The organism is Streptomyces sp. P3 (assembly GCF_003032475.1).
GTDB lineage: Bacteria > Actinomycetota > Actinomycetes > Streptomycetales > Streptomycetaceae > Streptomyces.
Genome location: NZ_CP028369.1, coordinates 8952986 through 8977794 on the forward strand (window position 1 = coordinate 8952986; position 24809 = coordinate 8977794).

At 68.7% G+C, this 24809-nt stretch carries 20 protein-coding genes and 8 pseudogenes; 17 read left to right on the top strand and 11 right to left on the bottom strand.

Annotated elements, in window-relative coordinates:
- The first annotated feature begins 18 nt into the window (after window positions 1-18).
- Window positions 19-462 (top strand): Lrp/AsnC family transcriptional regulator, encoded by a 444-nt coding sequence (locus tag C6376_RS39875; RefSeq protein ID WP_107448016.1) that lies wholly within the window; start codon window positions 19-21, stop codon window positions 460-462.
- A gap of 10 nt (window positions 463-472) precedes the next feature.
- Here C6376_RS39875 and C6376_RS39880 read toward each other — a convergent pair whose 3' ends face one another.
- Entirely contained in the window at window positions 473-1315 is an 843-nt protein-coding gene (locus C6376_RS39880) for a PhzF family phenazine biosynthesis protein (RefSeq protein WP_107449444.1), read from the bottom strand.
- A gap of 95 nt (window positions 1316-1410) precedes the next feature.
- A complete protein-coding gene (locus C6376_RS39885) occupies window positions 1411-1602 on the bottom strand; it encodes an amidohydrolase family protein (RefSeq protein WP_107449445.1) in 192 nt (63 codons plus the stop codon).
- Between the two features lie 11 nt (window positions 1603-1613).
- Here C6376_RS39885 and C6376_RS39890 point away from each other — a divergent pair.
- A pseudogene (locus C6376_RS39890) lies at window positions 1614-1862 on the top strand (transposase); the annotation flags it as partial.
- 329 nt (window positions 1863-2191) lie between these two features.
- On the opposite strand, the gene C6376_RS39895 reads toward C6376_RS39890, so the two are convergent.
- Window positions 2192-3139, bottom strand: a complete 948-nt coding sequence (locus C6376_RS39895) for an NAD(P)-dependent oxidoreductase (protein ID WP_107448019.1) — start codon at window positions 3137-3139, stop codon at window positions 2192-2194.
- A gap of 37 nt (window positions 3140-3176) precedes the next feature.
- On the opposite strand from C6376_RS39895, the gene C6376_RS39900 reads away from it, so the two are divergent.
- Window positions 3177-3725: an ABATE domain-containing protein gene (locus tag C6376_RS39900; protein ID WP_216825659.1), complete on the top strand. Its 549-nt coding sequence runs from the start codon at window positions 3177-3179 to the stop codon at window positions 3723-3725.
- A 608-nt stretch (window positions 3726-4333) separates the two neighbouring features.
- Window positions 4334-6232, top strand: a complete 1899-nt coding sequence (locus C6376_RS39910; RefSeq protein WP_107448024.1) for a hypothetical protein — start codon at window positions 4334-4336, stop codon at window positions 6230-6232.
- Window positions 6233-6258: 26 nt separating this feature from the next.
- Here the strand turns inward: C6376_RS39910 and C6376_RS46625 are convergent.
- From C6376_RS46625 to C6376_RS39930, 4 genes and pseudogenes are all read right to left on the bottom strand, one after another.
- Window positions 6259-6354, bottom strand: a pseudogene (locus C6376_RS46625) (helix-turn-helix domain-containing protein); the annotation flags it as partial.
- A gap of 69 nt (window positions 6355-6423) precedes the next feature.
- Entirely contained in the window at window positions 6424-8799 is a 2376-nt protein-coding gene (locus C6376_RS39920) for a lanthionine synthetase LanC family protein (protein ID WP_159083409.1), read from the bottom strand.
- Window positions 8796-9971 carry a hypothetical protein gene (locus C6376_RS39925; protein ID WP_159083410.1) on the bottom strand — a complete coding sequence of 392 codons (1176 nt, stop codon included), beginning with the start codon at window positions 9969-9971 and terminating at the stop codon, window positions 8796-8798. Before C6376_RS39925 ends, C6376_RS39920 begins: the two co-directional genes overlap by 4 nt.
- 32 nt (window positions 9972-10003) lie before the next feature.
- Window positions 10004-10333 carry a hypothetical protein gene (locus tag C6376_RS39930; RefSeq protein WP_107448030.1) on the bottom strand — a complete coding sequence of 110 codons (330 nt, stop codon included), beginning with the start codon at window positions 10331-10333 and terminating at the stop codon, window positions 10004-10006.
- Window positions 10334-10486: 153 nt separating this feature from the next.
- Here C6376_RS39930 and C6376_RS39935 point away from each other — a divergent pair, with 153 nt between their 5' ends.
- The 3 genes from C6376_RS39935 (at window position 10487) to C6376_RS39945 (ending at window position 12622) form a co-directional block, all read left to right on the top strand.
- Window positions 10487-11407, top strand: coding sequence for a hypothetical protein (locus tag C6376_RS39935; protein WP_159083411.1), 921 nt, complete (start codon window positions 10487-10489; stop codon window positions 11405-11407).
- A gap of 178 nt (window positions 11408-11585) precedes the next feature.
- A complete protein-coding gene (locus tag C6376_RS39940) occupies window positions 11586-11804 on the top strand; it encodes a hypothetical protein (RefSeq protein WP_107448033.1) in 219 nt (72 codons plus the stop codon).
- A 263-nt stretch (window positions 11805-12067) separates the two neighbouring features.
- The gene (locus C6376_RS39945; protein ID WP_107448035.1) at window positions 12068-12622 is read left to right on the top strand and encodes a GNAT family N-acetyltransferase; all 555 of its coding nucleotides are present in this window, start codon (window positions 12068-12070) and stop codon (window positions 12620-12622) included.
- A 164-nt stretch (window positions 12623-12786) separates the two neighbouring features.
- Here the strand turns inward: C6376_RS39945 and C6376_RS39950 are convergent, their stop codons facing one another.
- Complete coding sequence (locus tag C6376_RS39950; protein WP_107448037.1) at window positions 12787-13482, bottom strand: TetR/AcrR family transcriptional regulator; 696 nt, start codon at window positions 13480-13482, stop codon at window positions 12787-12789.
- A gap of 105 nt (window positions 13483-13587) precedes the next feature.
- Here C6376_RS39950 and C6376_RS39955 point away from each other — a divergent pair, with 105 nt between their 5' ends.
- The 3 genes and pseudogenes from C6376_RS39955 to C6376_RS45975 all read left to right on the top strand — a co-directional run.
- Window positions 13588-14964 carry a serine hydrolase gene (locus C6376_RS39955; RefSeq protein WP_107448039.1) on the top strand — a complete coding sequence of 459 codons (1377 nt, stop codon included), beginning with the start codon at window positions 13588-13590 and terminating at the stop codon, window positions 14962-14964.
- 486 nt (window positions 14965-15450) lie between these two features.
- Window positions 15451-16263, top strand: a pseudogene (locus C6376_RS39960) (transposase); the annotation flags it as partial.
- Window positions 16264-16638: 375 nt separating this feature from the next.
- Window positions 16639-16722: pseudogene (locus C6376_RS45975) on the top strand (MerR family transcriptional regulator); the annotation flags it as partial.
- Between the two features lie 298 nt (window positions 16723-17020).
- On the opposite strand, the gene C6376_RS39975 reads toward C6376_RS45975, so the two are convergent.
- Window positions 17021-17179 (bottom strand): Arc family DNA-binding protein, encoded by a 159-nt coding sequence (locus C6376_RS39975; protein WP_107448041.1) that lies wholly within the window; start codon window positions 17177-17179, stop codon window positions 17021-17023.
- Window positions 17180-17207: 28 nt separating this feature from the next.
- On the opposite strand from C6376_RS39975, the pseudogene C6376_RS39985 reads away from it, so the two are divergent.
- The 5 genes and pseudogenes from C6376_RS39985 (at window position 17208) to C6376_RS40005 (ending at window position 21373) form a co-directional block, all read left to right on the top strand.
- Window positions 17208-18425: pseudogene (locus tag C6376_RS39985) on the top strand (RNA-guided endonuclease InsQ/TnpB family protein).
- A 138-nt stretch (window positions 18426-18563) separates the two neighbouring features.
- Entirely contained in the window at window positions 18564-18836 is a 273-nt protein-coding gene (locus C6376_RS39990) for a hypothetical protein (RefSeq protein WP_107448046.1), read from the top strand.
- Window positions 18837-18910: 74 nt separating this feature from the next.
- A complete protein-coding gene (locus C6376_RS45980; protein ID WP_254076265.1) occupies window positions 18911-19006 on the top strand; it encodes a DUF6207 family protein in 96 nt (31 codons plus the stop codon).
- Window positions 19007-20188: 1182 nt separating this feature from the next.
- A pseudogene (locus tag C6376_RS45985) lies at window positions 20189-20473 on the top strand (MerR family transcriptional regulator); the annotation flags it as partial.
- 276 nt (window positions 20474-20749) lie between these two features.
- Window positions 20750-21373 (top strand): annotated as a pseudogene (locus C6376_RS40005) (hemolysin III family protein).
- Between the two features lie 114 nt (window positions 21374-21487).
- Here C6376_RS40005 and C6376_RS45990 read toward each other — a convergent pair.
- Window positions 21488-21797, bottom strand: a pseudogene (locus tag C6376_RS45990) (TIM barrel protein); the annotation flags it as partial.
- A 149-nt stretch (window positions 21798-21946) separates the two neighbouring features.
- On the bottom strand, window positions 21947-23386 hold the full coding sequence (locus C6376_RS40015) for a DHA2 family efflux MFS transporter permease subunit (protein ID WP_107448048.1): 1440 nt from the start codon (window positions 23384-23386) through the stop codon (window positions 21947-21949).
- 134 nt (window positions 23387-23520) lie between these two features.
- On the opposite strand from C6376_RS40015, the gene C6376_RS40020 reads away from it, so the two are divergent.
- Window positions 23521-24006: a MarR family winged helix-turn-helix transcriptional regulator gene (locus tag C6376_RS40020; RefSeq protein ID WP_107448050.1), complete on the top strand. Its 486-nt coding sequence runs from the start codon at window positions 23521-23523 to the stop codon at window positions 24004-24006.
- Between the two features lie 309 nt (window positions 24007-24315).
- Complete coding sequence (locus tag C6376_RS40025) at window positions 24316-24756, top strand: hypothetical protein (protein ID WP_107448052.1); 441 nt, start codon at window positions 24316-24318, stop codon at window positions 24754-24756.
- Window positions 24757-24809 lie beyond the last annotated feature (53 nt).

The window sequence follows — 24809 nt, forward strand, 5'->3', positions numbered from 1 at the left end:
GCGCAATAATCTGCCGCCATGGATGATGTGGATCGGTCGATTCTGGCCGTACTTGAACAGAACGGTCGGATCAGCAACAACGAGCTCGCCGCCCGGGTCGGGCTGTCTCCGTCACCCTGCCTGCGGCGCGTGCGCCAGATGGAGGAGGCCGGGGTCATCCGCGGCTACCGGGCGCTGATCGATCCCGCCGCGGTCGGCCGAAGCCTGCGGGTGTTCGCCGGGGTCCGGCTGATGCGGCACACCCGCGCGGACGTGGTCGCGTTCGAACGCGGCATCACCCAGCTGCCCGAGGTGGTCGCCTGCCACCACATCACCGGCAACTTCGATTACCTGCTCCAGGTCGAGGTCGCCGACCTGCCCGCCTACGAGGACTTCCACGCCAACCAGCTGGCCGCCCTGCCCGGCGTGGCCACGGTGACCAGCTACGTCACCATGAAGACGCTCTCCCCTAACAGCCCATGAGGTGCGGCGGTCAGAGGGTGATGGCGCCGCGGATGCAGATGACGGCGGCGCCGCTGACCCAGACCGTGCCGTCCGGATCGGCGGCGACCTCGATCCTCGCGGCCCGTCCCACCCTCGCGCCCTGGGAAACCCGGTAGGTGGAGAGGGCGGCGCCGGTGGAGGTGAGCCACTGCCCCACGGCGGCGTTCATGCTGCCGCACGCAGGATCCTCGGGAACGCCGGCGCCCGGGGCGAACGTACGCAGCTCGAAGGCGTACTCGGATCCCTCGGAATACGCGCCGATCGCGCCGACCATCGCGTCCGGGATCAGGGCCAGGTCGGGTTCGAGGGCAAGGACCTCCTCGGCGGTGGCCAGTTGGAGCACAGCCCAGCCGGGCCCGTTGTCCACCCACTGATGAGCCACGACCCGCTCCCGCGTGATGCCGAACGCGGCCACGACCTGGCTCAGATAGTCCTCGTCGAGTACGCCGGTACGGATGCGGGGCGGGGCGGCGAAGGACAAGGTGTCCTCGCCGCGGCGCACGGCGACCAGGCCGGCCGCGCACTCCTGCACGATCCGGTCGGCGTGCTGCGGGGTGCCGCCGCCGTCCAGCCAGGCACGCGCGGAGCCGAGGGTGGGGTGCCCGGCGAACGGCAGCTCGCCTCCCGGCGTGAAGATCCGCAGCCGGTAGTCAGCCTCCGGCACCGTCGCGGGCAGCACGAACGTGGTCTCGGACAGATTCGTCCAGCGCGCCAGTTGCTGCATCTGCTCATCGCTCAGGTCCGTCCCGTCCAGGATCACCGCGACCGGATTGCCGGAGTAGGGGCTCGTGGAGAACACGTCGACCTGAACGAACTCTCGGGTACGCGACATGGTCATCGACACCTTTCGGCAGCGGCCGCCAAGAGGTCCATCTCAACGGCCGCTCGCGCTACCAGGACAGAGCCAGTCCCGGGTGAGTGGACTGATTACCGCGTGCCGGTCGGTGTGACCAGGAGGCCGCCGACGAAGGTGTGCGTGGGCCTGAGGTCATGCAGGGCGTCGCCCAGGCACTGGGCGGGGTCCTGGGCCCAGACGGTGAGATCGGCGAGGCACCCGGGGGTGAGGGTGCCGCGCAGGTGCGCTTCGCCGGTCAGGCGAGCGGTGCCCGCGGTGTGCAGGGAGCCATGACACCCGCGGCTTCGACGCCGGGAAGCTGATCAACGGCAGGAAACGGCACCTGGCCGTCGACATGCGCGGCATGCCGCTCGCCGTCATGGTCACCCCAGCCTCCCCGCACGACAGCAGCCCCGCCCGCGACCAGCTCTTCCGCCTGCGCCTGACCCACCCCGAACTCACTGTCGCCCGGGCCGACTCCGCCTACGGCGGAACCCTCATCCACTGGTCCCACGCCTTCCTCGGCATCGCCCTCAAGACCGTGCCCGGCGCACCCAGGTCGTGGACCCGACGGGCGTGGGAACAATGACCACGACGAACCTCATCCTCGCTGATCAGAGACCACTGCAATCTGCAGGGTGAGTGCCGGGTGCCATGCCTGGTGAAAGCCCAAGGCTTGGGCGCTGTGGATGGTGTCCCCAGGATTACCACACCTCACGGAACGTCACAGATCACCGGATCTGACACAGGCACTGGCCTCGGACTGGGCAGCAAGGAGTCCTCCGGCGAGCATCATCAGCGGCACGAACAGCACGCGGACCGCCCTGCCCGGCGCTGGGTGCCGCCCGCCGACGACCGTACGAGCATCGGTGTTCACCGCGGCTGCTGCTCGGCAATCACAGCCCAGTCATCCGCTGCGCGGCCATCGGCGATTGCCTGGTCGAACACGCCTCTGAGCAGTTCGCCGAAAGGCAGGGAGACCGCTTGACCGGCTGCTGCATCGAGGGCGAGGTGGAGGTCCTTGCGTCCAAGTGCTGCGGTGAACCCGGCCGGCCGGTATCTGCGCTGCGCGATCATCGACCCGTATCCGGAGTAGACGGGTCCGGGAAAGAGTGTCGAGGCCAGCAGTTCGACGAACTGACCCGGGTCGGCGCCAGCCGCGTCGGCGACGCTGACGGCCTCGCCGAGCGACTGGATCACGCAGGCGATCAGGTAGTTGCCCAGGACCTTGGCGGTGTTGGCCTGCTCGGGCCGCTCGCCCAGGCGCCAGGTGCGCGATCCGATCACGTCGAAGAACGGCTGGACCCGGTCGATGAGCCCGGGCCGTCCTGCGGCGAGGATGTTCAGCGCACCGGCCTTCGCGACGCTGACCCGGCCGAACACCGGGGCGGCGACATATCCGATCCCGTGTGCAGCGTGCGCCTCTGCGGCCCGACGGGCCAGCCCGACGCTCACCGTGGCCACGTTGACGTGCACCGCCCCAGGCGGGGCCTGTCCGAGGACCCCGGAGTCGAGGAAGGCCTCCGCGAAGGCGGTGTCGTCGGACAGGACCGAGAACGCCACCGGGCACTGGAGGGCCTCCGCGACCGATGCGGCGCGGAGGGCGCCGGCCTCCGCGAGCTCTTCCGCAGGCCCCGCTGAACGGTTCCACACCACAGTCTCATGGCCTGCCCGCACCAGATTGCGCGCGATCGCCCGCCCCATCCCGCCCAGCCCAATGACTGCAACCTCGCCCATCGCGCAACCTCCTGTGAACCGTCTAAGAGGGTTCACACTATGACGCGATTCGACGCCCGTGTCGAACTGGCTAAGATGGTTCATGCAGGTCCATGGCGGTACATGCGGAAAGGGGGTGCCCGTGGAGGTCGGTCGCCTGTTCCGGCTGGACAACGAGGTGCTGGCGTTCCGCTTCACCGCCACGATGAGCGACCGGGCCGGCGCGCAGCCCCAGGAGCGGCTCTCCGACCTCGGCCGACTAGAGCTCTGGTTGCATGCTGCGGGGCTCGGCGTGCCTGACGTCTCGCCCACCGAGCTCCAGGATGCGCTAACGCTGAGAGAAGCGATCTACCGTGCCGGGCTGGCCGTCGCCGCCGGCCAGCGCCCCAATCCGGGTGACGCCGCGATCCTGAACGGGGCCGCGGCCGCAGGACAGCCAAGGCCCGGCCTCGAGAACGGGCTCGCAGTCTGGCGCCTCAGCAAGGAAGCACCGGTACCGGACGCGCTCGGAGTGCTTGCCGCCGACGCCATCCACATACTCGGAGGCCCCGACCGCAGCCGGATCAAAGCATGCGAAGGCCCCGGCTGCGCCGGCCTCTTCCTCGACACCAGTCGCGGCACAAACCGCCGCTGGTGCTCAATGAACACCTGCGGCAACAGGGTCAAAAAAGCCCGGCTCGCCGACAAGTAACGACTACAGGAACTGCCCCCCTGTAGCTCTCCGGTGCCGCCTCGCGCTCATGTCAGAGGCGGGTCGCCAGCCATGGACCGCCGGCACCCTGTCAACAACCTCACGACCCGCAACACCGGACGAGGCCAAAAGGATCCTCTCGCGTCTGCGGCCGTGCGAGGAATGGGCACGAGTCTCGGACGACGACCCGCTCTGATCCGACACGACAGCACAGCCAAGTCCTCGTGGGCCGGTCCGTCACTGACGAGGCCACTCCGAGCCGGAAGTCGGGGCCAACTCAAGGGTCTGGCCCAAGGTGTGTGGACCGGTGACGGAGCGTCACACCAGGAGAACACGCTTTCGGAGAAGCGGGAATCCGGCCCGGCCGAACATCTGCCCTTTGAGCATCTTGATCCGGTTGACCGCTGCTTCGATATTACGGCCTCGCCCCCACCCACGCCCAACCTCTGAAGAAGTACGGCAGGCGCACCGGCCGCACGGGCGTCGATCAGCGCGAGCGGCTGCACTGGGTGGAACACATACGCGCGGCCGCGGCCCCGGCGCGGGACGACCCTGCGGTCCTCCCACCCACTGTCCCGGGGCAGCTGCCGCTCTTCCCGGTCCGCCGGATGCTGTCCATCGATGTCTGCCGACGCATTCTGCAAAGGCCGCTCGCCGGCTACAGCCACGTCGTCGAGCACACCGCGGCGTTCGCGGCGGAGACCGGCATCAGCAAACCCATGCAGCGCAAGCTGCACGAGATGCTGCGCCTCGCGCTCGCCGTACGCGACGCAGACGGCGACGACCTCGTCGATGAACTGGTCCTCGACGACATCCCCAACTACGGCCGGTCCGTCCGAGCGGTCCTTCTGCGGGCGGAGATGCTCAGGCTTCTGCCAGAGCCCCGCGAACCTGACCGCCCCCAGCGGCCACGGACGCCGCGGACTGCGCGCCGTCTCTGGCCGCCCCGGACGATGACACCGAGGTCCTGCCAGAAGTGCGGCTGCTGGTTCACTGCGAAGACGAAGGACACCTGCGAGCCCTGCGCCTCCTTCGCCTGCCGGAAGAGAGGCAACCTCGCAGTCTCCACGGGAGCGTGCGACCGCTGCCACCAAATCGACGTGCCGCTCGCCGGCGGACACTGCCGCAGTTGCCGCTGGCACGTAGCCAACTACGGCCCAGGAGACATCGCCCGGTTCGGAACGCAGCTGTGGCTCGGCTCACCGGTCCCGGCACCCACAAGCCTGCGTCACTCGGACGTGGCCCCGCCTACCCCGCGCCGCCCTGTCTCCGAGCACGTGGCGGCCCCTGGGCAGGAGAGGCTGTTCGAGCTCCGGCGAGACTGGCGCCCGGTGGCCGAGTTGCCGCGGCAGGATATGCCGACGCTCACGGACTCGGCCAAGCGGCTGCTCACCGACCTCGACAGCGTGATGAAGCAGGAGATGTGGTCCAAGGTCCCCGCCACCAAGACCCGGCACACGCTGACCGTCTTGGTGTCCTGGCTCGGCGCCGAGGCCCCGCTGCTGGAGACTGACATCCGGGCGCTCGTCGACAACCGTCCCCTGAAGTTCAGCGGACGGCGGGTCACACAGTTCCTTGAAACCCGAGGGCTGCTGATCCCGGATGCCGAGTTCCGCCGGGACACGCATGAGAAGCGCTTGGAGGCCGAGCTCGCCGCACTGCCCAAGACGATCGCGCAGGAACTCTCGGTCTGGATCAAGGCCGTGCGCGGAGAGGGCAAGTGGGAGCACACAGGCCGCACCTACCGGAGCATCGCCCGCTACTGGCATGTCCTCGACCCGATCCTCAAGGGGTGGCTCGCGGACGGCATCCAGAGCCTGCGCGAGATCACCCGCGACGACGTCAAGCGGGCCATCGCCACCCGCAAGGGGACGCCGGCCCGCTCGATCCACATCGTCCTGCGGAATGTCTTCCGGGCCCTTCGGCAAGAGGGCGTGATCTTCCGCGATCCCACCCGCGGCCTCGTCTTCGCCGGGATCAACAAGACCCCGCCTTCCGTGCCCTCGGACCGGCTGGCCAGTGTCCTTAGCCATGCGCAGAACGACTTCCAGCGCTTCGTGATGGTGCTGGTCTGCGTCCATGCACTCAGCGGCACCGACATCCGCCGACTGCTGCTCACCGGCCTCGACCTGTCCCGTGCACGGCTCATCGTCCGACGTCCCGGCAAACGGCACATCATCTACCTGGACGAACTAACCTACCGCTGCGCCTCCGCGTGGCTCCGTGAACGTCACCGCCGTTGGCCGGTGACGTCCAACCCGCATCTGCTTATCAACCGATGGACCGCGGTAGACACCACTCGCTCGCCCATCGGTACCACGTTCACCGCCATCTTCCGGCCCACCGGAATCACGATGCCGACGCTACGGCAGGACCGGATCCGCGACGAGGCGTTCGAGGTTGACGACCCCCTTCACCTGATGCGCCTGTTCGGCATCTCCTCTCAGACCGCGATGCGGCACATCACCGCGGCCCACCCCGAACGCACCGCGAAGCTACCCCGGTAGACCCCGCTACAGGGCGAGACCTGCCGTCAGGGATCGAGACCGCGGAAGAGTTCCGCCACATCGACGTCCAGGGCATCGGCCAGCGCAAAGATCTTGTCCAGCGAGATGTTGTTCGTCCCGTTCTCGACCCGTGACGGCGCGACTGAGCGTGTGAACTTCCGGAGCGGGACGGCCGCAGCGACGCTCGGTCGTTACTCGAAGAGCGGGAATCTCGCCTCTTCAGGGCATTCGACCTCCACCGCCGCTAGGGCAAGCCCGACATCGCCGCGGAAGAGGCTGTGGCTCCACCCGACCCCCGGCATGGACTCCCGGTCGACGAGGGCGCTGTGCAGTCGTTCCGAAGCGAGCCTGAGCCAGGCCCGCTCCCGCGTGCAGCGATACATGTGAAGCATCGCGAAGACATGTCCGGCCTGGCCACAGCACAGCGAGGTGTTGGCTCCCCGGTCATCGACGGTGGCGAACGCGGCCGCGGCAGCGATGTCGTGGTAGGCCGTATCGCCCAGGAGACGGTGTGCCGCGTTCCACAGATATACATGGCCGGGAGATCCGTGGCACCAACTGTTCATGTACGACGGCGTCGCCTCGTTGGTGTGCATGGGCCACCTCAGTCCCCGCCCGCGCCGTACACCAAGGTTCGCCAGCTCAACCAGGTGCCTCACGGCATCGCCGTCCACGTCGTGGTTCGCGACCTCCCACCACGTCATGAGCGTGTACAGCAGGCCGGCCGACCCGTGCGCAGCACCTGTGTAGCGGGGAAGCGGGTGGCGGTCCCCATGTCCACGCCGTAGGGCATGCCGGAGCACATGATCGGCGAACGCGTCGGCGCGGACCGCCAGTTGCTCGAGTACGGACGCCGTGGCGTCATCCGGGTACTCGGCCTCTCGCAGGCACCGTACGAGGTGCCTGCAGCCGGCGAGCACGCTGGGCGTTCCGAAGGTCGGGTCCACTCCGCGGTCCGGCTCGTCCATAAACTGCAGGTAGGCGCGGGCAGCCCCGACGAGGGTCCGTGTGTCGCCACGGGCGTGAGCAACCAGAGCTCGCACCAATTCGACACCTGACCCGGTGTGGTAGGGAGACACAGAGCCGACGACGTTCCGTCCGACGCCAGCGCTCTCGTCGTACAAGCCCCGCGGTTCCCGGGCCAACCGCGCGGCGCGCTCCGCCCACTGGTCGGCCGCGGCGAGCGGCGCGGGGTCGCCTTCGAGCAGGGCCAGGCGCAGAAGGTAGTAGGCGATCCCCGCAGCACCGTTCGTGAAGGTCGCCCGCGGACCGGTCGTGGGTCCCTCGGCGAAGAGACGGTGGTCCGGGTCGACCAGCTTGCCGACGCTCTCGATCAGACGATCCGCGCGGTTGACGACGGGCACCAGGGAACGCGTGGCGGGTCGCTCGTCGAGCCCCACTCGGGAGACCGCCGTCGCCATCGCGGCCACCGAAGGGAACCTGGCGCTCGCGGACTTGGACAGCGACCGGTGGAGCACGCTCTCCAACTTCGGCCACGGGACGACACCCGCCTCGGCGAACGACAGGGGCGGTGTCCGCACGATCTGCTCGTGGAACCGGTCCGCCTCGGGGGAGAAGCGCACGTAGTCCCGACCGGTCGCCACCCGGTAGCAGAGCGCTCCCAGCGCGTACTGTTCCGCATCGGCGGTGGCGGCAGGTGGTGGCCCGCCCGCGCGTGCGGCTCTGGCGTAGTCCGGGTCGAAGTACTCCGGCGCTCCTCCGCGGGGGACGCGGGTGTCAGGCTCGTCGAACAGCCGAGCGAGCCCGAAATCCAGGACTCTGACTTTTCCTTGGGCGTCGACCAGCACGTTTCCGGGGTGTACGTCGCCGTGGAGCACCTGGCGATCGTGCAGCGTCGCGTACGCGGACAGAACCGCGGAGAGCACGTCGCGCGTCACCTGACGTGATCCTGTGTCCCCGCCGACGGGAGCGACCGCTTTGGTGACGTCTGTGCCCTCGCACCATTCCATGGCCAGGAACCGGCGTCGCCCGTCGTGGCCGAGCCCCAGGTAGCGGGGACTCGGGGAGCCGTCCAGACGTTGAAGGATGCGCCCTTCCCGCTCCAACGCGGCGACGCAGCGGCTGCTCGTCGCGTCGACCACCTTGATCGCGCAGAGACCTCCCATGGCCGTGCGCGTGCGGTAGACCTGTGTGTCGTCGGTGATGTGGACGCAGGCCTCGACCCTGTGACCCATGAGTGAGATTCCCGGGGCGTACCAGGCTGCGAGCTCCCGACTCAGATAGGAGTCTTCGAGGACCAGCCATTTGGCATGGAGGAAACGGGTCAGAACCGGCCAGGACGCGTCGAGGACTCCTTGCGGGTCGAGCGCGTGCATTCCGGCGTACCGTCCGATGACGTCGGGGATCGTGCCGGGGGTGCGAAAGCCCAGGAACAGCTCTGCCAGATCCGGAGAGAGGACCATGGATCGCGCGCGCGATCCCGGCCGGGTGACGAGCCAGTCGCCCTCGCCGACATCCAGGCCGGCAAGGCCGGCGGAGTCGAAGTTTCCGACGGGGGCCAATGTGACGTCGGCCGGGAGGATCAGCCTGTCGGTCGTCACCTTCACAGGGCGCTCCGTTCCCCCGCACGGACGGGTTCCGCCGTCGGTTGCCATGTGGAGGGGTCGACCCCCGCCGCTTGGATGCGCTGCAGCGCGGCGAAGTGCGCCTGACGGCCGGTCAGCCCGGCGCGTCGTGCCTGCTCCAGTCCGCCGGCCAGTCGCGCGGTGACCCAGGTCCGCCAGCTGTCGACGAGTGCGTGGTGCCTGTCCGGTGACGCCGCGGGGTCGAGCCCCCACGAGAGAAGCCCGTCGAGGCCGGTGTCACAGGTGAACGGAACGCCGTGCACGTCGGTTCCGGCCAGGACTGGCGCAAGCGCCGCGGCCAGGTCTTGCAGGGCCCGCTCGGATTCGAGATAGACCACGAACCTGTCGGGGCGGACCATCGCGCCGATGGTGTCGGCCACCTTCCAGCCAATGACACCGGGAGCCTCCGCGATCAGCGGGACCGAGGCGGCCACGGTGTCCGCCAGGTGTTCCGGGGTGGGACTGACGTAGAGCTTCGGAGTCGACCGCTCGGCCCGTGCCGGGAGGTCACGGCGGCGGCAGGTGCGCCATGGGTGGTTCGGGCCCTCGATCCATCGTGGACCGCTTCCCGGTCGGTGCGGCATCGCACGCCGCATCCTCGTGCGGAAGGCGTCGCCGTACTCGGTGGTGCGCCACGCGGGGCGGATCGCCACCCTGTGAAACGTGTACAGCCGCGCGGCGATGTCGGCCTGGGCGTCGAGCTGAAGCGACTCCGCGTAGGCGATCGCGTCGCACGACAGGGTGGCAAGGCGACCGACGGGCGGGGCAGGCCGGCCGGTGGCCAGCTCGGCGATCGCTTCCACGCCGGTCACGAACCGGTCGGCGATCTGGACTTCGAGCACCTCGGCGCCGACGAGGTCGCCGAGCTCCTCGCCGTAGAGAGCGGGCCACGCCGGCGAGGGCAGCCGGCACGGAACAGCGAGTTGTTCGAACAAACTCCTCAGTGACCGACTCACGACCTTGATCGTGCCGTCCTCAGAGGCGGCCGGAACGAGCAGTCCGCCCAGGATGGGGCTGGACGAAGTGCCGGCCACTGCCTGACGCTGCGAGGGGTCGAGATCGTCCAGTCCACGCAGGACATAGCGCGGGTTCGACCGATAGAGGCGCCGATCACTCGCCGGTTCGCCCACATCGACTCCTGGTCTGCCGTTCACGCACCGAACGCTCTGGCCGCTTGGCAGCACCCTCAGCGCTTCTCGAGCTCCGCCTTCGCACTCCGCACCGCTTCGAGGACCGCGGTGAGCTTCTGCTCGAGCTCGTCGGCCTCCTCGACCGTCTCGGGCGCGAGGCGGGTCTGCGACTCCACCTCGGCCGTGGCGCGGACGACCTGGAGGGCTTGGTCCAGCTCGAGCTTCATCGCGTCGAACTCCTCCATCTGGATCACCGAAGTAATGCCGCAGGTGACGCCACCGCAGCCGACGGTCGGCAGGTCGCATGAGATGACCGAGCAACCTCCACAGTGCGGACCGGCGACGTCCGTCACTGTGATCATCAGGTCCTTGAATAGGAAACGCACGACCAATCCTCCTCAAGTGAAACCATATTTGACAAGATATACAGAAGCACATGATCGACGCTTTTGCTTACGATGGCCCGCTAATCACTTCAATGCACTACAGGGCGCATACGCGGGCATTGCACCGGACCACTGCCTGGAGCCTGACTCGCCATGACACAGCCGGATCCGCCTGCTTCTCGCGTCGGCGCCGTGCTGCCGCACCCGCTGCTTCGGGACGCGGCCGAAGCACTGGCTAGCGGAATCGCGCGCCCCTCGCTGCCGCGGAGAGACGCCGAAGCCGACATCGCGGCGGACTACACAGAACGCATCAGACGCGACCTGACCGAAGGCGAGGCTCGCCTGCTCGAGTCGATCTCCGGCCTGCGGGAGAGGGGCCTCGCGCTCTGCCGGGCCGGCCGGATCCAGGACGGTGGCTCCTTGATGGCGCACACGAGAGGGATGCTGACCCGGGCGAAGATCAGCAGAGAGGCGTTCGTGCTGGCCGACTCCTTCCTCTGCGCGGCCGAGGGCTTCGTGCACTTCACATCGGGCCGGACCGACGCGGCGGTCTCCTCGATGCTGCTCGCGCTCGACCGATGCCGGGAGCTTCGTGATTCCTGGAACTATCCTGTCGAGGGCCGCCGCATCCATATCGCCTGTAACATCGAGCGCGTACGAGTCGCAGCGGGCCATACGCAAGAGAGTTCAGTCGTACTGGCACAGTTGCTGAACCTGATCGACACCTCGGATCGACGTTACTGGCCCTACCCGCACCTCGAGTACGACAGCGAGCCCGACCGGCTGGACGACGACGTGCGGTGGGAGTTGACGGACCAAGCCCTCGCAGTCCTGACGAGGCTCGACCTCAAGACTCTCGGCCAGGTTGCCGCTTTAGTCGCCTGGCCGGACGGAGAAGCGACGAGCCCATGGGCCGCCCGCGCCCGCTGCTTCGCCGAGGCACTGCATGCCGATGCGTCAGGAGACCTTGAGGCTTTCCTGACGAGCTGTGCCGCGTTCTTCCCCTTCGGACCACAGCGTCTCCCCCGAGCTTTCGGAAGCCTGTCCAAGCGGCTGCTGAAGGTGCTCGGGTGACGTTTGTCCCCGACTCTTGGCCAGACCCGGGCGGTCGAAGCCATGGCTCGGTCGGCTGTGCCTACGGCCCGGTGGGCAATAGCTGCCCCGGCCTGTACCGCACCGGCCCGGACACCTACATCATTGCCAGTCCGCGCTACGACGATGACGACAATCCGTCGCTCCCCGAAGTGCTCGCTTGGCGAGCATCTGTACCGACCTGTGGGCCTACTCCATCGCAGACCTTGAGCACTGGAAGTCACAGGGCAGCGATCCCGCCAATCTCGGCTGGAGTGACACCGTCGTGGAAGTTCCGCCCGGGACGTGCCGGTTTATCAACCACTCCGGGGAACGCGGTTTCGACCGCGATGCTGTAGAGACCGTGACCTTCGCTCACGTCGAGCGCATCGCCTGCTGACCGGACGCACCCAGTGACGTTTGATCCGCAGCCGTCAACCCGTACGCCAGGCCCTATGATTTCGGGTGCTCGCGCGCGGGTTCCGGTGTCCGGGCGTCCAGGATTCCTGGAACCTGCGCGCCTTCAGAAGCGGCACTAGCAAGTACAGAGTCATGTGCACCGCTTGAGGTCTGTTGCGAAAGTGCCTTCCACTCGACGAGCCAGAGGCTCGATCCAGCGCAAAGTGCCTGATCAGTCGGAGTGCGATTGGTATCGTCCTTCGTATGGCTGACCTGATCGCTCCCACGGTACGGCTGCATTCCTCGTGGCTGGCGGCGCGTGACGAGTGGCAGCCTGGTGCTCACCAGGACGGGGCCGGCCTGCGGCTGGTTGTTGATGAGGACCTCAACAGTCCGGAAGGTTTCGCCTCATGGGTCGAGCGACTGCGCCAGCAGTCAGACCGGTCTATGCCTGTCGGGCCAGGGCGCGTTCACGCCACCCACTGGTGGATCGTCGACGGTGAGACCTACCTCGGAGCTATCGACCTTCGTCACTATCTGAACGCCTTTCTGCTGGAAGCCGGCGGACACATCGGCTACAGCATTCGGCCTTCTGCCAGAAGACGCGGACTGGCCACGTGGGCGCTGGGAGCGGTGCTGCTCAAGGCGCCCGCCCTCGGTCTGGGCCGGGTCCTTCTCACTTGTGACGATGGCAACGTCGGTTCGGCGCGCACCATCGAGAGCAATGGCGGCGTTCTGGAGGATGTGCGCAGCACCGAAATCGGGGTGAAGCGCCGCTACTGGATTGCCCTCGATGACGCTGGTGGCAGCCATTCATAGGTGGCGGCGAGGATGGTCGCCTCGTCGCGGACGGCGGGTCGCCGTCGTATCCCTATGCCTCTTGAGGCGGTTGTTGCCGTGCTCGAGCGCGTGGCGCTCGCGGTAGTCGATCTTATCGAGCTTCGGGGGGGCCTCCAGGTGTAACCTTCGGCCGCCGTATCCCGTCACTCGCGGCGACTGGTGCGGTCGGCGGTGAGGCGGGCCTCGAAGCCGTCGAGGAGGGACTGGAGGCCGAACTCGAAGGTGTTGTCGGGCGCCGCGGCGTACTCCGAGGCGGCGCTGGCGTCCAGGCGTTTGCGCAGCCGCGGGAATTGCATGGCGATCTCGGTGGCGCTCGAGAGGGCCTCGGCCAGCGCCTGCTCGGCGCTCGCGCCGTTCATGCTCAGCCGGCGGTTCAGGGAGACCTGCGCGGCGGGTCCGAGGGCGCTGCCGAGCACGTAGACGAGCATGGTGCCGGCCGCTCGGTCCGCGTCGGCAGGGGCGAAGCCCGCCTTCTCGTAGATGGCGAGGCTGAGGTCGTTGTGGCGGGACCGGCCGGGTCCGTACAGGAGATGGCTGCCGAACGCCTGGCCGAGCCAGGGGTGCCGGGTGAGCATCGCATGCATGCCGGTGGCCTGGGCGGTGGCGGCCGCACGCCAGTCCATGGCATCGAGATCGGGCAGCGCGACCTCGTCCCAGATCGCGTCGCCGGCGAGCCGGACCAGGTCGTCCTTGGTCTTGATGTGCCAGTAGACGGCCGTGGCGGCCGAGCCGAGCCGTTTGGCCAGGCTGCGCATGTTGAGGCCGTCCAGGCCCTCGTCGTCCAGGAGCTCGATGGCCGCGCGGATGATCCGGTCTGCGGTCAGTGTGTCTCGCGGCATGGCCGCCACCTTACCTGAACTTAGTGCGAGAAGACGCTTGCACTTTGTTCAGGAGTGCCTCTACGCTCCTCCTCGTACTTAGTTCAAGTTCTTGAAGGGGGAGCAATGTCGCAGGAGAAGCTGTCGGATATCGTCGCCGCGCAGGCCCAGGAGTTCGGCGTTCCCGGTGTGGCCGTCGGGGTGCTGCTGGACGGCCAGGAGATCTACGCGTCGCATGGTGTGACCAGCCTCAACAACCCGCTGCCGGTCGACGAGAAGACGTTGTTCTCCCTGGGGTCGGTGTCCAAGACCCTCACCGCGACCGCGCTGATGCGCCTGGTCGCCGAGGGAAAGGTGGACCTGGACGCGCCGGTGCGGCGCTACGTGCCCGAGCTGGAGCTCGCCGACGAGCAGACCGCGGCACAGATCACCGTCCTGAACCTGCTCAACCACACCGCAGGCCTGGACTGGAACCTGATCGACGACGGCGAAGGCGACCGCTCCCTGGCCGGGCTTGTGGCGAAGCTGCCGCAGTTGCCGCTGATCGCACCGCCCGGTGCCCGCGCCTCGTACAGTCAGGCCGGATACAACCTGGCCGGGCGGATCATCGAGAAGGTCACCGGCCTGCCCTTCGAGCAGGCCATGGCCCGGCTCGTCCTGGAGCCGGTGGGCCTTGCGGACACCGTCTACGGCCTGTCCGAGGTGATGGTCCGCAAGTTCGCCGTAGGCTACAACCGCGGCGACGACGGCGAAATGCGCCCCGCCCGGCCCTGGGCCGGATTCAAGGAGGGCGCGCGCGGCGACAACCCCGGCGGCGGCCTCGCCTCCTCGGTGAGCGATCTGCTGCGCTGGGCACGGTTCCAACTCGGCGACGGCGAGGGCGTGCTGCCCGCCGCCGCGCTGCACCGCATGCGGGAGCAGACGGTCGAGCTGCGTGCCAGCACGCTCGGCGACGGCTTCGGCATCTGCTGGTTCCTGCACGACCTGGACGGCCTCCACGCAATCGGGCACGGCGGCTCGGGCAACGGCCAGTTCGCCGAGCTGCTCATCGTGCCCGAGCGCAACTTCGCCGTGGTCTCCCTGGCTAACGCCGGTCCGGACGGCTACCCCTTCAACCAGTCCGCCGTGCGATGGGTGCTCGAGCACTACCTCGGCGTCGTCGAGAAGACGCCGGAGCCACTCCCGTACGACGAGGGACGGGCCCAACAGGTCGTCGGCCGCTACGAGATCGACGCCATCACTCTCGACATCGCTGCCGACGGCACCCGCCTCACCCTGGCGGTCGGAATCAAGCCGGAGATCCGCGATGCATCGGACGAGGAGATGCCCCCGGACCACCCGGCCGCGGCCATCGGCTTCCTTCCCGGCGACGGCGACGAGTACATCGTCACTGAAGGCGGCCTCAAGGGGCAGCGCGGCTACTTCTCCCGCGACGCCGACGGTGCGGTCGTAGGCGTCGATCTCGCCGGCCGGCTCTTCAACCGGGCCATGGAAGCATCCTGAGCCGGCGGAGGCAGGGGTGGTCCCGAGCGGCCGCTCCTCCGGCACCGCGAACCGACGACAGCAGGCTCACTGACACGACTCGTCACCGCATCAACTTTGGCGCATCCTCATCCCTACGAGGTTGGGAAGCGGGACGGGTCTCGCCACGGCCGCGGGGCCGTGCTCCGGCCCGCAGTGGGTGGTGAAGGCCATGCCGGAAGAGATCGAGACCGCAGACAAGGTCGGCAGCGTCAGCCCGGCCCGCTACGCGGAGATCGCGGCCGGTGCGGCGCGGCATGGGCACAGCCCGCCGGGGGCCCGGACGTGCAGGGGGTCCGGGCACACGACGCACCGGCTCCCTGTGATTGTCCCTGTCGTTTCCCCTGCGTGCCCCCTGCGGTTCTGTCCGGGTATTGATCAAATACATGGAGAGTGCTGCTGACCTGCAACGATGGGACTTGTCGAGGGTCCTGTCAGCTGCAAGGAAAGAAGCACTCTCCAGGTCAGGCGGCTCTCCTCCGCCCAGGCAACGCGGGATCGAACACGGCAGCTGACCACATCACCGCCGCCCGACTGGCCTTGGACCAGCTGCTGAAGAAGTACCGGCGCCGGCGCCGGACCCTGGTCCGCACCGATTCCGCGGGCGGCACCCACGAATTCGTCGGCTGGCTGGCCCGGCGGGGACGGTGGCTGTCCTACTCGGTCGGCATGGTGATCACCGAGGCGATCCACCAGCATGTGTTGAAGGTTCCGGCATCGGCCCGGACGGCGGCCGTCGAGATTGGCAGCGAGATCCGCGACGGCGCCTGGGTCGCCGAACTCGCCGGCGACTGCCTCAAGGCCTGGCCCAAGGGGATGCGGCTGATCGTGCGGAAGGAACGGCCGCACCCCGGCGCCCAGTTGCGCTTCACCGACGCCGACGGCATGCGGCTGACCTGCTTCGCCACCAACACCAAGAACGCTCCGATCGCCGAGCTGGAGCTGCGCCACCGCCAGCGGGCCCGCGCCGAGGACCGCATCCGCGCCGCCCGCGCCACCGGACTGCGCAACCTCCCCCTCCACGACGCCGCGCAGAACCAGATCTGGCTGGAGATCGTCCAGATCGCGCTGGACATCCTGGCCTGGATGACCCTGCTCGCCCTCACTGGCCAGGCCCGCCGATGAGAGCACCGCCGCCTGCGACTGCGGCTGTTCTCCGCGGTCGCCCAGCTCGTCACCACCGGACGCCACCGCATCCCCCGCCTCGCCGGACACCGGCCCTGGACCGGCGTGATCACCGATGCCCTGCAACGGCTCACGGCCCTGCCGAACCCCGGCTGACCAGCAGCTTCCCGCCCCTACGAGCCAGCACTGCCCAACCGGAGCCGTGGAACCCGGCGCCCACCCGACGCGACAGACGGGCCACCAACCTGCCCACCCGCAGAAATCTTCACCCCGAACGAGCCGAAAGCATCCGTCACCAAACTCACGACCCCTCATGCAAGATCGAGGCTAGGAGGATGTCTCACGTGGTGATGGTGCGAGCTGCGGCATGATGTCATTACATGGGTGCCGATCTGTCGCAGCGGCTGGTTCCTGACGGTCTGTGGGAACTGGTCGCCCGTGTACGTACTAACCGGCGGGTGTGCCTGGCGGTATCTGCCGGAGACGTTCGGGGTGTCGGCCGCGACGGCACACCGGCCGTTCACCGTGTGGATGAGCGCCTTCGAAGCGGTAACCAAGATGCCCTACGGCTTCTCCGCGGCCCGGACACGGTGCGTGGAACTCACAGGACAGCTCCTTGCCGGGCTCCTCTCCACAGACGCTGGTGTGGCCGTGGGTGAGGATCCCGGATCGGCCACCGACACGAAGCCAGCGTCTCGACGTCTCGACACGGCCCGCACACTCCACGAGCGGGAAACCCGAGCTGACGACCCGGGCCACGCTCCTTGAAACTCCCCACTTCGTTGAACACCAGAGCGAGTGATGCCAGCAGCATCCCTGGCCGTTTTCACCTGATTCATCCGAGGATGCCCTGGCCTTCAGGCCGGGGGGAATCGGACTCCTGCGGAGCAGGGCAGGGAAAGCCGAATCGCCGTCAGGGCGATTCGGCGTCTGCCGCAGCGGTGTCGACCTCGGCCTCCAGGCGGTAGACAATCTCGGAGTTGAGGGACCTGCGGGCGGACCTGGCCTGAGCGGTGAGCCACTGATGGAGGTCTGCGGGAAGCCTGAGAGTGATCTTTGTTTCTTCATTCATGCCCCTATCGTAGTAGTAGAGTGGTGGCATGACGACTGCGCGAGAAGCCGAGGGAGCCGGGCATGCCCGGTGCACCTACCGGCTGCGCGTGTCGTCGACCGCGCGCACCGGCCTGGAGTCCGAGTGGGCGCGGTGCCGGTGGGTGTGGAACGAATGTGTGGCCATGTCCCGCAAGGTCCACGGCCTGGACAGGGACGCCGTCGGCAAGGTGACGTGTGGTCCGGTGCAGCTCGACAAGATGCTGACCGAGGCCCTTACCGCCATGGGATGGCTGCGTGGGGGCTCCTCGGTGCCGCAGCAGTAGACCGTCCGCGACTTCGGCAAGTCCCGCGCCAAAGCCTTGAAGGACATCAAGGCCGGGCTGCCGATGCGGCAGCGTGCCGGGATGCCGCGCATCAAGCGCAAGCGCGATGCGCTGCCGTCGCTGAACTACACGCGGCGCGGGTTCCGGCTGGGGGACGGCCGTCTCCACCTCGCCGGGGACATCGCCCTGACCGTGGTGTGGCCCCGCGACCTGCCCGCCGATCCCACATCGGTCCGGGTGTACCGCGACAGCCTCGGCCACTGGTATGCCTCGTTCGTCGTCGAGATGGTCACCGAGGCGCTGCCGGAGACCGGCCGGTCGATCGGTGTCGACTGGGGCATCAAGGAGACCGCCACCACCAGCGACCCGCACGACCTTCCCCACCCGCAGTACGGGAAGAGCGCCGCTGCGAAGCTGGCCCGCTACCAGAGGCAGACGGCGAGGCGGAAGCCCGCGCGTGGGAAGGCCGCGTCGAAGGGCTACCGGGCGGCGTCCCGCGCGGCGGCCAAGGTCCACAAGAAGGTCGCCCGGCAGCGCCAGGACACCGCCCGCAAGTGGGCCAAGACGGTCGTGCGCGACTTCGACCAGCTCGCCGTCGAGGACTTCAAGCCGAAGTTCCTCGCGAGGTCGACGATGGCCCGCAAGGCCGCCGACGCCGCGATCGGCGCGACAAAGACCGCGCTGACCGAGATGGCCCGCAAGCACGGCCGGATCGTGCACCTGGTGCACCCGGCCCACACCACGATGGACTGCGCACAGTGCGGTGCGAGAACCAAGCACGCACTTCCCCTCTCTGAACGAACGTATGCGTGCACCGCGTGCGGAGCCGGGTCCCCCCGGGACAAGAACTCCGCCCGCGTGATGCTCGTCCGGGCTGCTCTCAACCCGGCTAGTGCTGATTGCGGAAGACCTGACGGACCGCCGGTCCGCCAGGCTGCATGAGCTAGAATCCCCAGCTTTAGCTGGGGGAGGATGTCAAGAATCCCCATCAGCAAGATAGATCTCCCGGTCGCGCGAGGGCTTGCATAACAGCCCCTGAGCAGGCCCTCGTTGTCGGTGGCGGCTGCGAGGCTGGAGGGCATGGACAGCGGCGATGAGCAGCTGTTGCGCGGCCGGATCTACGGCACCGACTACGACCACCCCGGCCCGAAGCCGGGACGCAGCTATGCCGAACTGGTGGGCGGGCCGCTGGACGGACTGCTGCTCGACGTCACCCTTTGGAGGCCGGAGGAGATCGATGCCGGTGTCTCCCTCCTCACGGAGCTCGGGCAGTTCGGCCCTGGCGGGCGGGCGTTGTACAATCCGCGCCCCGGTGATCCGGCCCGCTGGGACTGGGGTGGCGACAGCCCCTGACGGCCTGCCGCTCGGTCGGGTGAAGGCACGGCAGCGGCGGAACTCTCCCCGGGCGCCGGGGCGTAGTGCCGTACATGGACCCGATCAACGAGGTGCACGTGAGCGAGCCCGGCCTCCTGGTCGTCGACGTCGCGGCCGCCGGCGACGCCACCGCGCCGGCCTTCCAGTAGCTGCTCGCCGACCGGTCGGCGACTTCGTCAGCGGAGCGTACGACGCATGACGTTCGCGGCGAACCGCGGCGTGTTCGACCCGGCCGAGGCCGTCGCCGGCGGACACGTCTGTAGCCGCACCCTTTTCCGGGCTCCGACGGCATCCACGGGGTCGACGGCGACTCGGCCGACCTGCACGCCGGTGCCGCGGCCGAGGAATCCAGGTCTCGAGCGCCGCGCGGTGCTTCCACCTGCGGTCACCGGCGGCCACACGTCCTCTTCCGCGGCCCGGCGGCGTGTTCGTCGCGCTCGGGCGCGCGTCCCGAAGGCAACCCGACAAGCTCACTCAACACGTCGGGCCGGGTCTTCAGAGTGCGGGGCCGAAGGCGAGTGAGGCCGCGTTGAGGTGTGGCGATGCCCGGTGAGGCGTAGAGAGCGCCGGACCGGAGCAGCTGCCCAGCGGCAAGGGGCGCGGTCCGCCTGTCCGCTGTCCCGTTCGCGGGTGACTACCTTGCAGCCGGACCAACGAAAATCTGTGTTGGCTGTAGTAGACATTGAGTGGCGAGCCAGTTATGGTTTCTCTCGTAGTCGAGATCGAGAAAGGCCCCGGCAGAGATGAACTGCTGGGTAGCGGTACGCAGTTGCAGTGCGTAGGGCGGTGCGGCGGTGGAGTTCCGAAGCCAGGGCTGTTGCAGGACGGCGACGGGACTGACGGCCGGACCGGGTGGCCCGCAGTGATCAGGGGCCGCCATCAGCGGGACGGCAGTACTTGCAGTGCAGTTCGAGAGGTACCCCGGTGAAGGCGTCTGACTGCGGGCGAGCGCGCCGGGAAGTTCGGCAGTGGGGTTCCAAGCCAGAGCAGACGCAGGACGGGCGACGGGGCTGACTGTCGAAGGGCGGTGCTGTTCCAGGCCGCCGGCAGTACCGGCTCGGCAAGTGATCGATCAGAGGGAAGAACGGAGGAGCCCGCGCCATCTGGATCGCCCGGACGAGCAGTGGGTCCGGGTACCGCAGGACATCGATAGTGAGGTGGTCTCCGGTCACGCAACCGCGATCCCCGTACCCCCGGCAGTGTTCAGGCCGGGCTCGCGGAAACAGAGAGCCGGCGCATTACTGGGGCCGGCAGATGGTGTAGCAGTTCCTTCGGGGCCCTGGTGCGAGATGGCACCAGGGCCCCTCCAGCATGGTTCGCAGAGAGGTGCGATGGCAGCAGGCGATGCCTTCGGCCGTCTCGACGACGACTGCCCCGCCTGCACCATGGCCCGGGCCGCCGAGGGGCTCGGCACCACCCGGAACTTCCTGCGCGCCTTCGGCGAAGTCCGCCTCGTCACCCCGCTGCGCTCCGGAGGCGGACAACGCCCGCTACTTCCGTTAGCGCCTGCGCGCCGCGGCCCGGGCCCGGGAACTTGCCGACCAGGGACCCTCCATTGAGGCTGTCTGCCGCGTCGTCCCCTCGAAGACCAACTCGAAGAAGTCCAGCGCCTGAACGAAACGCTGCGCCCTTCCCGGCTCGCGACCGGGCTACCGCCTGAACATCCTTTCTGGGCGGGCGATTTGGCATATTCTGCATCGATTCTCGTAATATGTGCGCATGATCGCCAAAGACGCTCAGTCACCGGCACTCGGCCAGGAAACACAGCTGGGCAGCGAGACCACGTCCGACGTTCTCCCCGGTAGCGACGGTGGTCCGGCCGCGGGTTCACCGGACCGGCGGACGGCCCCGCGGCCGGTCCGGGCGGCGGGGTGGAGCGCGCGGTGGCCTTGATGAAACCGGCGATGCGCGGGTGGCTGCACGCGGGCATGTTCCCGCTCGCACGGGCCGGCGGCGTCATCCTGGTCGCCCTTGCACACTCGGCCGCCATCGCCGTCGCGTGCTCCGTGTATGCGGTGTCGGTCGTTGCTGCTGTTCGGCACGAGCGCGGTGTACCACCGCGGGGTCTGGGGCCCGCGAGGCGAAGCCGTGCTGCGCCTGCTGGACCACGCGAACATCTTCCTGATCATCGCCGGCACGTACACGCCTCTGGCGGTGCTGCTGCTGTCGGCGCGTCAGCATGCGGTCCTCCTGATGCTGGTGTGGCCGGGGCGGTGGCCGGCATCGCCTTCCGCGTCTGGTGGATCACGGCACCGTGCTGGCTCTACACCCTGTGCTACATCGCTCTGGGCTGGGCAGCGGTCCTCAACCTGCCCGACTTCGCGCGAGCCGGCGGCGCCGCGGTCGTCGTCCTCGTCATCACCGGTGGTCTGCTCTACACCGCGGGCGCCGTCGTCTACGGACTCAAACGCCCTGACCCCCTTCCGCGTTGATTCGGATTCCACGAGGTCTTCCACGCCCTGACCATCACCGCCTTCACCGCGCACAACACCGCCATTCTCCTGGCAGCCACCTGACGCGGATGCTCCCGCGCAGGGCGCACGGGGAAGACTCGGCCGAGTGGGGTCGAACCCGGGCAGCCCGGGGAGGGCGTCCCACGGGGCTGCCGGCCACGAACCGCGCGCCTGTGACGAGGCCAGTTCCTTCCTCATGCGGTTCAGCATGGAGGGCGAGGACCCCTTGGCGCGTTCCTCCCAGGCGAGGACGCAGGCGGTGGCGACGCCGTCGAAGTCCAGTTCGCGCAGGGTGCCGAAGACGGTGCCCCAGCCGACCTCGCCCTGGCCGATGTCGAGGTTGGTGGATACGGGCCGGGGTGCCGGGCGGGTCGAGGATGTGGCGCAGGCCGCTGGATCCCTTGTGGTTGAAGGAGTCCGCGATGTGCACGTGCTGGAGCTTGTCGCCCGCGTGGCGCATCATCGCCGCGATGTCCGCTGTTGGGTCCGTCCGTGACAACTCGGCCTGTTCGTAGTCGAGTTCGGCCACCGTGCGCACCATGTCGTCGATCGGCAGGGCGCGGAACATGTACGGGCCGGTGCTCGACGCCTGTCGTGGGCGTCGGGCACCGGCCCGTCCGGGGAGGGGGGTGCGGGTCAGGCTGTGGTGGCGGGCTGCGCGGCGGGGGCCGGGGCGGCGGCGGGGCGGGCGGTGCGGGGCAGCAGGAGGCAGACCAGGGCGCCGACGACCAGGACGGCCACCGGCAGGATCGCGGTGGTGTGCAGGGTGGCGGTGAAGGCTGCGGCGTAGGTCTTGCCGGTGGCGAGCTCGGCCGCGAGGCGGCCCTGCACCAGCGCGCCGACCGCGGCGGCGCCGATCACCGAACCGGTCTGCCGCACCGTGTTGTTCACGCCGGAGGCGCCGCCTGCGAGGTGGCGCGGCACGTTCCGCATGGCTTCGGTGGACATGGGGGCGATGATGCAGCCGACGCCCAGGCCGGTCAGCAAGGTGGCGGGTACGAACGCGAACCAGGCGGTGCCCGGTGCGGCGATGCAGGCGATGGCGACGATCCCGGCGGCATAGCAGACGAGCCCGGTGAGCAGGACGTATTTGCCGCCGATCCGGTCGGCGAGGCGCCCGGCGAACGGGCCGACGGTCATGGACACCAGCGACGACGGCGCGAGCACCAGGCCGGCCTTGACCGCGCTGAGGTGGAGCACCGACTGCAGATAGAGGTTGAAGGGCAGGACCAGCCCGAGCATCGCGACGGAGACCAGACCGACCAGGACGGTCATCGAGGTGAAGTTGCGGTCGCGGAACAGGGCGAAGGGGACGAGCGGTTCGCGGTCCTGGTGCCGACGCTGGTGGAGCAGGAAGGCGGTGGCGAGCGTGGCCCCGGCGGCGAGCAGCGCCCAGATCCCGGCGCCCCAGTGGTAGTTCTCGCCCTCCTGCAGGCCGAAGGCGAGGCAGAACAGGGCGCCGGTGGCGAGCACCACGCCGGTGAGGTCGAAGCGGTGGGCCCGGCCGGGCCGGATGTCGGGCACGACAAGAAAGGTCAGGACGAGGGCGGCGACCCCGATCGGCAGGTTGACGAAGAAGATCCAGCGCCAGTCGAGGGCGGAGACCAGGAAGCCGCCCAGCGTCGGCCCGGACAGGGTGGCGAGACCGGCGACCGTGCCCCAGACGCCCATGGCGGTGCCGCGCCGTTCGGCCGGGAAGACCGCGACGATCAGCGTCATCGTCTGCGGGGTGAGGAGGGCCGCGCCGATGCCCTGGACGACGCGGGCGGCGATCAGGGCCGTCGGAGTGGGGGCGAGGCCGCAGGCGAGGCTGGCCAGGGTGAAGACGGCGAGGCCGGCCGCGAACAGGTTCCGTGGTCCGTGCAGGTCGCCGAGCCGGCTGGCCGTGATGATCAGGGCCGAGAGAGTCAGCGCGTAACCGCTGACCGTCCACAGGGTCTGGCCGAGCGTGGCGCCGAGGCCGTCCATCATGTCCGGGATCGCGATGTTCACGATGGTGAGATCCAGCAGGGTCATGAAGAACCCGAGTGACAGCGTCACCAGCACGGCCCAGGGGTTCGCTCGCCACTTTCGCACGGTCCTGCTCCTCTTCTCGGCCCGGCGGTCTCCGGGTGCCTGCAACGAAGGTAACCAATCATTCTCGATACATCAATAGTGATACATCGAGTAGCGATGCATCCTTCGCGATGTATCTGAGGTAGCCTGCGACCATGAACGGAGTCGACCTCTTCCTTCTCGGACGCACCCTGATGAAGATCGGCGAAGCCTCGATGCCCGAACCCGAGGGTGGCGGCGGCCGGTACGGTGGCAGCACCCGCGCCGTACTCATCGTCGCCAGCGACGTCGCCGCCCACCCGGACAGCGCCGTGGGGGAGATCGCCGCCCGCACCGGCCTGCCCCAGAGCCAGGTGTCCACCTCCGTCGCACGGCTCAAGGAAGCCGGCGCCGTCATCACCACCCCCGACCCCGCGGACCGTCGCCGCCTCCTCGTCCGCCAGGCACCCGAACTCTCCGCCCGCGTAAGGGAGGTCAGAGCCGGCACGATCGAGGACGCGCTCGCCGCCGCCCTGAGCGACAGCACACCCGAGGACCGCAAGGAGGTCGCGGACGCCCTGGAGGTACTGGCCCGCCACCTCTCACCGCGCACCTCGGCCCGCGCCCGCACCCGCGACACGGCTCCGCAGGCGCCGCACTGACCTCGCCCCGCGCAGGCATGTTCGCCGACATCCTCAAGGCGTTCTGGCCGTCCTGGGGCCCCGGCATGGATGCGTCCGGCACCGCCGACGGCACCGGCACCGGCTCCCGTTCCCGGTGGCCTCGCAGAGCAGACGTGTTGTGCGCGACACGGCCCTCTCCGTCATCCTGCCCACCCGCTACAGGCCGATGAAGGCGGCCGGAGCTTCTTGATCGTTCTCATGTCGTCCGCCCAACCAGATGGACCACGATTCACCCGATGCCGAGCCCTTGGTGCACGGAGTGGCGTCCCGGCAGGCTAGTTTGGCCGGATGAGTCTTCTCGATGATGTGGCTGAACGCGACGGCTGGCGGTGCTGGGTGTGCGACGAACCGGTCGACCCCGACAAGTCGGTGAACGACCCGCTGGGGCCCAGCGTTGACAGTCGGACCGCCGATCGGAAGGCCAAGGTCGCCGAGCGGCTCGCGCACCGCGGGTGCAACACCCGCAAGGGTGCGGTCAAGGCGGTCATCGCCTGGCCGGATCGCCTGTACGTGGTCGAACCCGCGCCGCTGATCACCGTTGCCGGGAGGCTGGAGCGCAAGGGCGGCCGGGAGATGGTGGGCCGTTGTCCGACCAGGCAGGACGCCCAGGAAGCGGCGGAGTGGCTGGTGGACCGTTTCTCCCGACTGGTACCGGGACTGCCGGTGACCGCCGACATCGAGGCGGGCGGCGGCCAGTTCCTCGTCATCCTGGCCACCGGTCGCCGCTGACCGGAGCGCACCAGCGTAACCTCGCGTCGAGCCGAACCGTCGCCGCCGCCAAG